The 12198-nt window shown below is 60.5% G+C and carries 11 protein-coding genes; 5 read left to right on the top strand and 6 right to left on the bottom strand.

Annotated features, from left to right (window positions below):
• Nucleotides 1-8 precede the first annotated feature (8 nt).
• The 5 genes from ACP7BS_RS27255 to ACP7BS_RS27235 form a co-directional block, all read right to left on the bottom strand.
• Entirely contained in the window at nt 9-428 is a 420-nt protein-coding gene (locus ACP7BS_RS27255) for a type II toxin-antitoxin system VapC family toxin (protein ID WP_426232796.1), read from the bottom strand.
• A complete protein-coding gene (locus ACP7BS_RS27250; RefSeq protein ID WP_426240600.1) occupies nt 428-673 on the bottom strand; it encodes a type II toxin-antitoxin system VapB family antitoxin in 246 nt (81 codons plus the stop codon). The genes ACP7BS_RS27255 and ACP7BS_RS27250 overlap by 1 nt, the downstream gene beginning before the upstream one ends.
• A gap of 124 nt (nt 674-797) precedes the next feature.
• Nucleotides 798-1850: a substrate-binding domain-containing protein gene (locus tag ACP7BS_RS27245; protein ID WP_426232792.1), complete on the bottom strand. Its 1053-nt coding sequence runs from the start codon at nt 1848-1850 to the stop codon at nt 798-800.
• A 61-nt stretch (nt 1851-1911) separates the two neighbouring features.
• A complete protein-coding gene (locus tag ACP7BS_RS27240; protein WP_426240599.1) occupies nt 1912-2970 on the bottom strand; it encodes an ABC transporter permease in 1059 nt (352 codons plus the stop codon).
• A gap of 2 nt (nt 2971-2972) precedes the next feature.
• Nucleotides 2973-4481 (bottom strand): sugar ABC transporter ATP-binding protein, encoded by a 1509-nt coding sequence (locus ACP7BS_RS27235; RefSeq protein WP_426240598.1) that lies wholly within the window; start codon nt 4479-4481, stop codon nt 2973-2975.
• A gap of 196 nt (nt 4482-4677) precedes the next feature.
• On the opposite strand from ACP7BS_RS27235, the gene mtnK reads away from it, so the two are divergent.
• Genes mtnK through ACP7BS_RS27210 form a run of 5 tightly spaced genes read left to right on the top strand, consistent with a single transcriptional unit; the run spans nt 4678 to nt 10107 of the window.
• Nucleotides 4678-5946 (top strand): S-methyl-5-thioribose kinase, encoded by a 1269-nt coding sequence (gene mtnK / locus ACP7BS_RS27230; protein ID WP_426240597.1) that lies wholly within the window; start codon nt 4678-4680, stop codon nt 5944-5946.
• Nucleotides 5943-7037: an S-methyl-5-thioribose-1-phosphate isomerase gene (gene mtnA / locus ACP7BS_RS27225; RefSeq protein WP_426240596.1), complete on the top strand. Its 1095-nt coding sequence runs from the start codon at nt 5943-5945 to the stop codon at nt 7035-7037. The genes mtnK and mtnA overlap by 4 nt, the downstream gene beginning before the upstream one ends.
• Nucleotides 7038-7042: 5 nt before the next feature.
• Nucleotides 7043-7978: a transketolase gene (locus ACP7BS_RS27220; protein ID WP_426240595.1), complete on the top strand. Its 936-nt coding sequence runs from the start codon at nt 7043-7045 to the stop codon at nt 7976-7978.
• A 2-nt stretch (nt 7979-7980) separates the two neighbouring features.
• On the top strand, nt 7981-8982 hold the full coding sequence (locus ACP7BS_RS27215) for a transketolase family protein (RefSeq protein ID WP_426240594.1): 1002 nt from the start codon (nt 7981-7983) through the stop codon (nt 8980-8982).
• Nucleotides 8983-10107, top strand: a complete 1125-nt coding sequence (locus tag ACP7BS_RS27210) for a RuBisCO large subunit C-terminal-like domain-containing protein (protein WP_426240593.1) — start codon at nt 8983-8985, stop codon at nt 10105-10107.
• 99 nt (nt 10108-10206) lie between these two features.
• Here ACP7BS_RS27210 and ACP7BS_RS27205 read toward each other — a convergent pair whose 3' ends face one another.
• Entirely contained in the window at nt 10207-11595 is a 1389-nt protein-coding gene (locus tag ACP7BS_RS27205) for an aspartate aminotransferase family protein (RefSeq protein ID WP_426240592.1), read from the bottom strand.
• Nucleotides 11596-12198 lie beyond the last annotated feature (603 nt).

Genomic DNA, 12198 nt, shown 5'->3' with positions numbered 1-12198 from the left:
AACCTCGTTCAGGCGAGGTCCGTCAACGCGAAGTCATCGCCCTTGTATTCAAGGGCGATGTTCAGCGCCTTCGCACAGGCGTAGCTGAAACAGTCTCCGAAGTTGAGATCCGCCGGGTGGCCAACCGCCTTGCCGTAGATCATGGCTGTCTCGATGGCGATCGAGCCGATTTCCGGCGTCACAGCCATCTCCGTGGTCCCGATCGCTGCCAGAAACTCCGCGACGGCGGCATTGGCTGCGGCAACGGTCCGCTTGTTTTTCGGCTTGTCTGGCGGCTGGAATTTCCGGGCGATGCCGAGCACCGCTTCGAAACGGGCGACTGGCGATACCACGAACGCCCCGTCACCGATTTCCAGCCGCTTGACGATTTCCTCCCAGCCGGGTTCACGGGTGATGACAGCCACGATGACGGATGCATCAAGGACCATCAGAGATTATCCCACATCTCATCAGTGAATATCTTCATATCGAAATTGGGATCGCTTGAGCCAATTGCCCCGGCGATGGCCTGGGCCTTGGCAATCCGGTCCCGCAACGGGCGCTGCTGTTGCACGCGATCAAGTTCGCGCTGCAAAGCCTGTCGTACCGCTTCCGTCTTGGTCGGTGTCTTGAGAGCCTTCTGCAGTTGTACTGCGAGCGCATCGACGGTGTCATCACGAATGAAAAGAGCCAAGTGTATATCCCTTCGAGATATACATATATCAAAAAAGGATATCCTGAGCAATCAAGCCGGGCCGCCACACCAAAACAAAAAAGACGGCCCGGAGGCCGCCTAAAGTTACCACTGGGGGTGTGGATTACTTTGCGTTCGGGTTCGGCATCCACTTCGGCATGGCGACATCAGCGTGGGCGAACTGTGGCAGTTTGGCGCCGAGTTCTTCCATGTTCTTGATGTCGTTGTCGTTGAGGTCCTTCTGGGTGATCAATGTCGGCGGAACGATGACGCTCCGGCCCGGATCTTCGCCAGCCAGCATCATCGCCAGCGTGCGTACCGAGACCTGACCGACGACGGCCGGGTTGGTGGCGGCTGTTGCAGCCCAGGCGCTGTCCGGCTCGCGCATCGCGGCGATATCGGAGGTCGAGATGTCGGCCGAGTAGATCTTGACGCTGGACGACATGCCGGCTTCGTCGACGGCAATTTTCACGCCCTTGGCGAATTCGTCGTAAGGCGCGAACATCACGGTGATGTCCGGATTGGCTGATATGACCGAACGAGCCTGGTTGGCGACGGAATTGGCAATCGGATTGTCCATGGTGCCGAACATCGCGGCCTCATTGATCCCCGAATATTTCTTCTTGAATTCCTTCCAGGTTTCGTCCCGGCGGTCGAGCGGCGCGATGCCGGCGACGTAGACATAACCAGCCTTCCAGCTTTCGCCATTGTCCTTGATCGCCTGTTCCAGGGCCAGACGGGCGAGGTCGCGGTCTGACTGTTCGACCTGCGGAATCTTCTCGTTTTCGACATTGACGTCGAAGGCGACGACCTTGATGCCGGCGTCCACCGCGCGCTGGGCCGCTTCCTTCATGGATTCGGTCAGGCCGTGCTGGATGATGATGCCCTGAACGCCAAGTGCGATAGCCTGATCGACCATGTCGGCCTGCAAGGCTGCATCCTGGCGGCTGTCGAGCACGCGCAAATCGACGCCGAGCGCCTTGGCCTGGCTTTCCACGCCCGACAGATAGGACTGAAAGAAATCGCCTGTCGACAGGTAGCGCACCAGTGCGATTTTCACGTCACCGGGCTTATCGAACGGTGCCGGCATATCAGCGGCAAACGACGCGCCTCCGAGCGTCGTTGCTGCCAGCATTCCAAGCGCGAGCTTTGAAAAAGTTCTCCGCGTAAAAGTCATAAGGGTCTCCTCCACAATAGACTTGTTGTTTGATTTGCAGTCCCGCACGGAGCTTAGCTCCTTAGCGTTTGCCCCTCCTCGAGAGCGCAAAGGTGAACACCAGGGCGATGACGAGCACGAAGCCCTTGACGAAGTCCTGGGTGTAATAGGGCGCGTTCATCATCGTCAGCCCCTGCAGAAGCACGCCGACGAACAGTGCGCCGATGGCGGTGCCGAACGCGTTTGGCTTGGCAGCGCCGAGCACGGCAAAGCCGATCAGGGCCGCGGCGACGGAATCGAGCAGAAGATTATTGCCCGACGCGATATCGCCGCGCCCGAGACGGGCTGCCAGCAGGATGCCGCCGATAGAGGCAAAGACGCCGGAGATGATGTAGGCCCAGATCTTGTAGGCGTTAACGGGTGCGCCTGCGAGCCCGGCCGCCCGCTCATTCGACCCGACCGCATACATCATCCGGCCGAAGCGGGTATATTCCAGGAAGAACCAGATGAGGATGGCAAGCACGATCAGGACTACGACCGACACTGGCACTAGATTGGGCAGGACGAAATCGAAACGGTGACGGCCGAGCGCCAGGAAGGCGGGGCTGAAGGTGCCGGTGGCGGTCGAACCGTCCGGCATGCTCATGCCGGTGGCGATCGAGCGGCCTTCGGTTGGAATGCGCTGCAGGCCGACCAACAGGAACATCATGCCGAGCGTTGCCAAAAGGTCCGGAACGCGCATGTAGACGATCAGGAAACCGTTGATCAGGCCGACGATGACACCGATGGCCAGGCAGACAAGCGTTGCCGTCAGCGCATCGCCACCCATCACCACCATGACATAGGACGACGCCATCATCGCCGTAGTGGCGACCGATCCGATCGACAGATCGAAGCCGCCGACGACCAATGTGGCGGTCACCCCGAGCGCCAGGATGCCGGTGATCGACACGGACTGGAAGATGAAGACGGCGCTCTGCGGTGAGGCAAAGCCGCTGGTCATGATGCAGAAATAGAGGATCATGCCGAACAGCAGCGTGATGAAGCCATATTTGATGGCGATCTCGCGCGGTGTCAGCGTTGCGGCCGCCGGTGCGGCCTTGTGGCTGGATGGACTGGCAGTCGTCTGTTCAATGCTCATGTCTAAAGTACCATTTCATGTTGGCCGGCAATTTCGGCCAGAAGTCTGTCGACATTGACGTCGGCGTTGCGGTGCTCGCCGACCAGCGTGTGTTCCGACATCACCAGAATACGGTCGGCGATCTCGAAGGCTTCGTCCAGCTCGGTCAGGAAAACGATGGTGGCGCGGCCTGAGGCGGATGCCCGCAGTTTCGCGGCGATATCCCGGCGCGCGGAAATATCGACGCCCTGGAACGGCTCGTCGAGAATGAGCAGGCGCGATGCCTGGCTCAGCCATCGGCCAACCATGACTTTCTGCTGGTTGCCGCCCGACAATGTGTGCATCTCGTCGCGCTCGGTCCGGCAGACGATGCCGAGCGCTGAAATCTGCTGGCGCGCCTGTGCCCGCTCAGCCCGGCGATTGGAAATGCCGAAATTTGAGATCCGCTTCAGAAACGGCAGGCTGACATTCTCGTAGATGTTGAAATCCGGAACGATGCCGCTGTCGCCGCGATCCTTGGCAACCAGGAAGACGCCCTGGTCGATCGCTGCACGGGTCGTTTTCGGCGCATAGGCGCGCCCATCGAGCATCATCGATCCAGACACCGGGACACGGGCGCCAAACAGGGTCTCGGCCAGGGCCGTCTTGCCGACACCGACAAGGCCGGTGATCGCCACCACTTCGCCATCGCCAAGCGTCATTGAAAACGGCTTTGCACCCCGCGCGATGGTGAGCTTCTCCGCCTTGAACACAGCGGCCGTACCGTCGCGCACAACGATGTTGCTCAGGCTGATCTTCTGGCCGAGCATGGCATTGACGGCGCCCTCGTAGTCGAGGTTTTCGCCTTCGAACAGCCCGGCGATGCGGCCGTCCCGCAGGGAGACGATGCTGTCGGCAAGGCGCCGGATGTCGGACATGCGGTGTGAAATATAGAGAATGGCAACGCCACGGGCGCGCAAGCGGTCGACCAGCTCGAACAACCGGTCAGCCTCCGCACTCGACAGCGACGAGGTCGGTTCGTCGAGTATAAGGACCTTGGGTTCGTGCGCCATGGCGCGGGCAATGGATACCATCTGCCGGTCGGCCAGTGAAAGATCGGCGACCGTCGCATTGAGATCGATGGCCAGCCCCATGCGGTCGGCGACAGCCTTTGCCTCGCGCCGGATGCGGCGAGGATTGAAAATCAGGTGGGCGCCACGACCGTTCATGCGGTCGAGCGTCAGGTTGGTGGCAACATCGAGATCGGCGATGACACCGTCATTGATGTTCTGGTGCACGGTGACGACACCGGCGCGCATGGCATCGGCGGGTGTAACAGGCGTATACGGCTGACCAGCAAGCGTGATCGTGCCTGCGTCGCGTCCATAGACACCGCTGACGATCCTCACGAGTGTCGATTTCCCTGCTCCGTTGGCGCCCATCAGCACCGTGACGGCCCCGGCGCGCAAATTCAGATCGACCCCACCCAGAACCTGGATTGGACCGAACGATTTGCGCAGACCCTCAATACGGAAAACGTGTTCCTGTATCATCTGCTCCTCCCTGACAATCAGGTTAGGCTGCCATCTAATCAAATGTCAAGCCCATTGACATTTGACAGAATGGTGGCTTACCAAAAGGGAAAGGACGGCGTGAATGCGTGTGGAGACGCATCGCGCCGGGAGCGGAACGAGGAGAGTGCCGGGCGTTTTTCTAACCGGCGCGCCGCTCCGATGGAGAGGAGGAAACATGAGTACGACCAATTTCGAAGCGCTGACGCCAGAGACCTTGCCGCAGCGGCTGGGCAGCAATGCCGCCCTGTCAGGCCGGATCGGCGCGAATAGTGCACATTGGAAGGTGCGCGAAGTCGGCGACGGCAATCTCAATCTCGTTTTCATCGTCGATGGCGACACTGGCAGCGCTATCGTCAAGCAGGCGCTGCCCTATGTGCGTCTTGTCGGTGAGAGCTGGCCGCTGCCGCTGAAGCGCTCCTATTTCGAATATCATGCGCTGAAGCGTGAGGCGGAGCGCGATCCCGGCATGGTGCCGGAGGTTCTTCATTTCGACCGCGAACAAGCGATCATCGTCATGGAATTCCTGACGCCGCACGTGATCCTGCGCCGGGCACTGATCGATGGACGGCAACTGCCGAAGATCGGCCGCGACCTGGGCCTGTTCCTTGCCCGGACGCTGTTTCGCGGCTCCGATCTTTCCATGGAAGCGCGCAAGCGCAAGGAAGATCTGGCGCTCTTCGCTGATAATGTCGAGCTCTGCGACATCACCGAAAACCTGGTCTTTTCGGACCCTTATTTCGACGCTAAGCTCAATCATTACACCACGCCGCAGCTCGACGGGATCGTTGCAGAACTGCGCGCCGACCGCGATCTCAAGGTCGAGGCGCAGCGGCTGAAACATCTGTTCACGGCCAATGCCGAAACGCTGCTGCACGGCGATCTGCACACCGGTTCCGTCATGGTCACCGACACGGAAACGAAAGTCATCGATCCGGAATTTGCCTTCTACGGGCCGATGGCGATCGATGTCGGCATGCTGCTGTCGAATTTCTGGATGAGCTACTTTTCGCAGTCCGGCCACGAACAGGGCGGCAGCCGCGAAGACATGAGGACCTATCTTCTCGGTGTCATCGTTGAGATATGGGAGACCTTCCGAGCCGAATTTGCGCATCTCTGGCGCACCGAGCGCACCGGTATTCTCTACCAGCGCACATTGTTCGAAGACCAGGGCGATCACCTGGGATCGGAGCAGGCCCTGAACGAGGTGCTGCATACTTTGTGGACCGACATGCTTGGTTTCGCCGGCATCGAAATGCACCGCCGCATCCTCGGTCTGGCCCATAATGCCGATTTCGAAACCATCGAAGACCCGGACGTCCGGGCCTGCTGCGAAACCAAGGCGCTCAAGCTTGGGCGCCACCTTGCCGTTAATCGGCGCCGCATCCACAGCATTGCCGAGATCAATGCGCTTGCGGAACGCCTCGAGAAGGAGACAGTCATTTGAACGTCGGAGATCGTCACTATCATACCATCTGGCTCAACGAGGATGGCCGGTCGGTCGATATCATCGACCAGCGCTGGCTGCCGCATGAGTTCCGCGTCGTTACGCTGAAGACCGTCGATGATGTCGCCGTCGCCATCCGTGACATGTGGGTGCGCGGCGCGCCGCTGATCGGCGTCACAGCCGCCTATGGTGTTGCCATCGCCATGCAGAACGACGCCAGCGACGAAGCACTCGACGCCGTCTGGGACGTTCTGCACGAAACCCGCCCGACGGCGATCAACCTGCGCTGGGCGCTGGATGAAATGCGCAACGGACTTCGGAAGCTGCCCGTGTCCGAACGCGCCATTGCGGCCTATAAGCGTGCAGCCGAAATTGCCGAGGAAGACGTGCAGCTCAACCGCAGCATCGGCGCCAACGGGCTGAAGGTAATCCGCGAGATCGCCGCAAAGAAGAAACCCGGAGAGCCTGTCAACATTCTCACCCATTGCAATGCCGGCTGGCTGGCCACCGTCGATTATGGCACGGCCACCGCACCAATCTACATGGCGACGGAAGCCGGCATCCCGGTTCATGTTTACGTGGACGAAACGCGGCCGCGCAATCAGGGTGCACAGCTGACCGCCTGGGAACTGAACGGCCACGGCGTGCCGCATACGCTGATCGTCGATAATGCCGGCGGCCATCTGATGCAGCATGGCCAGATCGACATGGTGATCGTCGGTACGGACCGGACCACCGCCGATGGCGATGTCTGCAACAAGATCGGCACGTATCTGAAGGCGCTCGCCGCCAAGGACAATGGCGTCCCCTTCTATGTCGCCCTGCCCTCGCCGACGATCGACTGGACCGTGCATGACGGCGTCAAAGAAATCCCGATCGAGGAGCGCAACAGCGATGAAGTGACCTTTGTTCAGGGGCGCGCCGCCGATGGCTCGATTGCCACGGTGCGCATCTCGCCGGAGGGCAGCCCGGCCGCCAATCCGGCCTTCGATGTCACCCCGGCACGGCTGATCACCGGCTTGATCACGGAGCGCGGCATTGCCGATGCCTCGCCTCAAGGGTTGAAAGCCCTGTTTCCGGAACGGAGCTGAGTGCGATGAACCTGTCCAACCAGCAGACCACCGAGGATGTCGCAGCGGGCATTCGCAAGCGGGTCTTCCTGCATACGATGCGCAACAATGGCGGCTATCTGAGCCAAGCCTGTTCGGCTGCCGAAAGCCTCGCCTTTCTCTACAACGAGGCGCTGACGCTGGGTGAACCGACCTTGCCGAAGGTGCCGCTGCCGTTCGGCGGTGTGCCGTCGGCCACCAACCCCGATGCCTTTACCGGTGCCGGTTATCACGGTCCGTTTGCTCCCGAATTCGACCGGCTGATCATCTCGCCGGCACATTATGCGCTGGTGATCTATTCGGCGCTGATCCAGGTCGGCCGCATGGACGAACATGCGCTCGATCACTTCAACGTCGACGGCGGCTCCGTCGAAATGATTGGCGCCGAGCACAGCCCCGGCATGGAAGTGACCACCGGCTCGCTGGCGCAGGGGCTTTCAATGGCTTCAGGTATCGCCTGGGCCCGCAAGCGCCAGGGTGAGCCCGGCAAGGTCTGGGTCTACATGTCCGACGGCGAATTCCAAGAGGGACAGACCTGGGAATGCCTGGCAGCGATGGCCTATCACGGTATCGACAACATCCGTGTCATCGTCGACGTCAACCGCCAGCAATGCGACGGTGCGATGTCGTCGGTGCTTGACCTTGGAGACCTCGCCGCCCGCGTCGCCTCCTTCGGCGTCACCTGCCGCTCGATCGACGGGCATGACCTCAATGCCATGCGTGAAGCTGCCGATAGCGCCCAGCCCGGCAAGCCGCTGATCATTCTGGCCAACACGTCGCCTTACCAGGGCATGGAGTTCCTGAAAAAGCGCTTTCCTCGCCTCCATTACGTCCGGTTCAAATCAGCTGACGAACGCCGGGAAATGCAGACCGCCATCGCTGCCGAGCTCGGTGTCGATGAAGCCGAAATCGCGAGGGCCTGATCATGGTCGATATCGTCAACCGTCCCTATGCCAAGGCTTTCGAGACCTTCGCTTCCGCCCGCCCAGAAATCCTATGCCTGTCGGCCGACCTCACGTCATCCTGCGAAGTCGATGGTTTCCGCGACCGGCACCCGGATCAGTTCCTGTCGCTCGGCATGGCCGAGCAGAACATGCTGTCCTTCGCCGGCGGTCTCGCCATGCAGGGCTTCCGGCCGTTCCTGCATACGTTCTCGGTGTTTCTCTATCGCCGCCCCTATGACCAGCTGATCAATTCGATCGCCTACTCCAACCGCAAGGTGCGGCTGATGGGCTTCCTACCGGGCATCACGACGCCGGGCGGCATCACCCATCAGGCGATCGAGGACATCTCGGTGATGCGTGCCATCCCGAACATGACCATCCTTGAATGCGGCGATGCCACCGAAGTCGAAACAGTGCTCGAAGTTGCCGACAGCATCGATGGACCGGTTTATGTTCGCGTGCTGCGCGGCGAGGTGCCCCGGCTGTTTTCGACCCCGTTCGAATTCAACAAGCTGCGCACACTCAGCGAAGGCGACGACGTTCTGGTCGTGACCGCGGGCGTCTGCACCGAAGAGGCCCTGCGTGCGGCCCAGCCGTTGAAGGCTCGTGGCGTTGGCATCCACCACCTGCATGTCTCGACCCTGAAACCATTCGATCGTAACGGCTTGATCAAGGCGGCGCGCGGCAAGAAGGGGGTCGTTACGCTGGAGAACCACACCATCACTGGTGGCCTCGGTTCGCTGGTGGCGGAAATCCTGGCGGAGGAAGGGCTCGGCGTCAAACTGCGGCGTCTCGGCCTGCAGGATACGTTCGCGCATGGCGCCTCCAAGCCTTACCTGATGAAGAAATACGGGCTCGATGCCAGCGCGCTGGTCTCTGCCATCAGCCAGCTTCTCGGCAAGGATCTCGATATCGACGATGCCGAGCTCGAAGCCGTGCGGATCGACACCGTGCATTCGGCCCAGAAGGCGGAGGCGCTGTAAATGGCCCGTTTTTCGGTGACCTACTGGATCGGCGTGGCCAGCGAAACGGAGGCCCGCGCGCGGGCTCTGGAGATTGCCGTCGAGCAGACGGTGGAAATCCCCCGCGATATCGTGCCGGCCGGTTATATCGAGGACGAGATTCTCGGGCAGATCGAGAGCGTCCACCCCTGCACTGACGCGCGCGGCGGGTTTCTCACGGAAATCTCCTATAGCGACGATGATATCGGTGACGACTTTCCGCAACTGCTGAACATCGTCTTCGGCAATTCCTCGATCCGGACACAGACGCGTGTCGATACGATGACGCTTTCGCCCGCGATCACCACGCTGTTGTCCGGTCCCCGGTTCGGAATAGTGGGACTGCGCGAGCGCACCGGTGTCAAACGGGCCCCAATCCTGATGTCAGCCATCAAACCCGTTGGCCTCTCCACCGCCGAACTTGCCGGGCTCGCCCATCAGTTTGCGTTGGGCGGAATGGATTATGTCAAGGACGACCATGGCCTTGCCAACCAGAAGACATCGCCGTTCACTGAACGCCTGAAAGCCTGCACCGACGCCATCGGCGATGCCAATGCAAAGACCGGCTTTGCCACCACCTATGTGCCGAACATCACCGGCCCATCCGATCAAATCTTCGAGCGTGCCTGGATGGCCAAGGAGATGGGGGCCGGCGGTATCATGCTGGCGCCGTCGCTGGTCGGCTTCGACGTTTCGCGTGCTTTGGCCGCGAACCCTGACTTCGCCTTGCCGATCGTCTCGCATCCGACCTTCGGCGGAACCAACGTCATCACGCCCACTATCGGCTTTTCTCACCGCTTTTTTTACGGCATCCTGCAGCGGCTGATGGGGGTCGATGCGGTGATCTATCCGAATTTCGGTGGCCGTTTCAGTTTCTCCCGTGATGAATGCTTGGCGATCGTGGATGGCTGCACATGCGACCTCGGCGGGCTCAAACCGATCCTGCCCGCGCCTGGCGGCGGCATGACCTTCGAACGCGTGCCGGAAATGCGGGATGCCTATGGCGACAACGTGATGTACCTGATCGGCGGAGCCCTGTTGCGTGAAAAGTCCGACCTTCCCGCCGCCTGCCGCAAGCTCATCGATGCGGTTCGAACCGGCCGCTGAATCTGGCACCACCCAGGCCCGCAGATTTCAATCGGTAATGGGGTTCAAAACAATGGCTGCCGTCCGCCGTAGCGGGCACGGCAGCCATTGGTTCCAATTTTATCGAAGCGGCGCCAATTCGGCTTCTGCGAGGTCAAGAGCCACCAGCAGACGGTCCAGGGCGAGGTCGATCGTGTCGCGGGTCCAGACCAGTGGCGGCGACATGATCAAGGTGTCGCCCGTGGCACGGATCATCAAGCCGTTCTGCACCGCGTGGTCGCGCACCTTGATCGCGGCGGACCCATCCGGCTTGAACCGTGTCCGTTCCCCTTTGTCCCGGACGATTTCAACCGCACCCATCAGTCCGACCGATCGTGTTTGCCCGACCAGCGGATGATCGCTCAGCCGTCCCGCGAGCGCCTTGGCAAGATAGGGTCCCGTGTCGTTGCGGACCCGTTCGACCAGGCCTTCATTCTCGATGATCTCCAGGTTCTTCAAGGCGACGGCGCAGCAGACCGGATGACCGGAATAGGTATAGCCGTGGTTGAATTCGCCACCCTTTTCCACCAGCGTGCTGGCGATCCTGTCCCCGATCAGCAGTGCCGACAACGGCTGGTACCCAGAGGTCAGCGCCTTTGCCGTGGTGATCGTGTCGGCCTCGATACCGAAGGTGGTGGCGGCGAACCACTCACCGGTGCGGCCGTAACCGGTAATGACCTCATCGAGCATCAACAGGATGTCGTATTTACTGCAGATCCGCTGAACTTCCGGCCAGTAGCTGGCGGGCGGGATGCGGACGCCGCCGGCACCCATCACCGGTTCGCCGATGAAGGCCGCAACCTTGTCGGCGCCGGCCGCAAGAATCGCCTCCTCGATGGCGCCCGCCGCCCGCAGGCCAAAATCATCATCGCTTTCGCCGGGCAGTGCCAGCCCATAGGGATAGGGTTCCATTACGTGCACGATGTTGGGCACCATGCCGCCCATCTGCTTGTGCATATGGCTCATGCCCCCTAGCGACACACCGGCCAGGGTCGAGCCGTGATAGGCATTGTGGCGCGAGATGATGATGTTCTTTTCCGGCTTGCCCTCCAGCGCCCAGTAGTGGCGCACGAGACGAACAGCGGTGTCGTTCGATTCCGAACCCGACGAGCCGTAGAACACCTGGTTGATATTCGGTGGGGCAAGCTCGGCAAGCTTGGCGGACAGCTGCACCGGGGCCGGTGTCGCACATTTGAAGAACGCACTGTAATAGGGCAATTCGCGCATCTGTGCGGCGGCAACATCGGCCAGTTCATCGCGGCCGTAGCCGATATTGACGCACCAGAGGCCGGCCATCGCATCGAGAAGCTCGCCGCCTTCGCTATCGTAGATAAAGGCCCCGTCGCCGCGCACGATCATGCGCGATCCGTGGGCTCGCAACTCCTTGTGATCCGTGAACGGATGGAGAAAATGCGCAGCGTCCTGCGCCTGCAACTCCGGCAGGGAATATTTGTGGTTCGAGAGGGTCATCATCGTATCCTTGAATTTCTGATGTTTGGTGAAACAGGGTCAGATGGATACGGGCGGCGAATAGCCGATACGGGCACAGAGTAGCATCAGTTCTGCATGAAGCGTCCGCGCCGATGGTGTCGAAACGAACTCATGCGCTCTGCGTACTGCACTTTCCGTCATGACATGGTCTTTCGCGGAACCGGTTGCTGTTCACGCCGACGATATCCGGCGGTTGCCGATGCGGCAATATGGTTTTGCTGTGGGCTACGCCTTGTCTGGCCTTAGGGCCGAGCCTGTCGCGCTCGGCGTTGAATCACGGCAGCTCGCCGCACGAAAATGAGCATGCTGCGTGGGCTTCTCTCCTAATCTCGCGAAACAGAGCCTTTGCTCGCGTCGAGGATTAAAGACCGGTTAATTCGCCGGCTTTTGACGTCCTCACACAGATAATCAGAATACATCAGCAATAACAGACACTTATGAAAAACTTAATTTTCTTTTGAACTCTGTGTTGACTTGTTTCGGGTGTGTCGCCTATAAACCGCTCACCAACGAGGGCGGCGGCGCTGCTGGCGACCGACGAACTCGCTCTGAAGTTTCTTACGAAAGTTTGGTGCGGATTGT

This window comes from Pararhizobium sp. DWP1-1-3 (assembly GCF_049896125.1).
Taxonomy (GTDB): Bacteria; Pseudomonadota; Alphaproteobacteria; order Rhizobiales; family Rhizobiaceae; genus Pararhizobium.
Note: the sequence above shows the minus strand (reverse complement) of the source record. Positions and strands in the feature narration are given on the sequence as shown.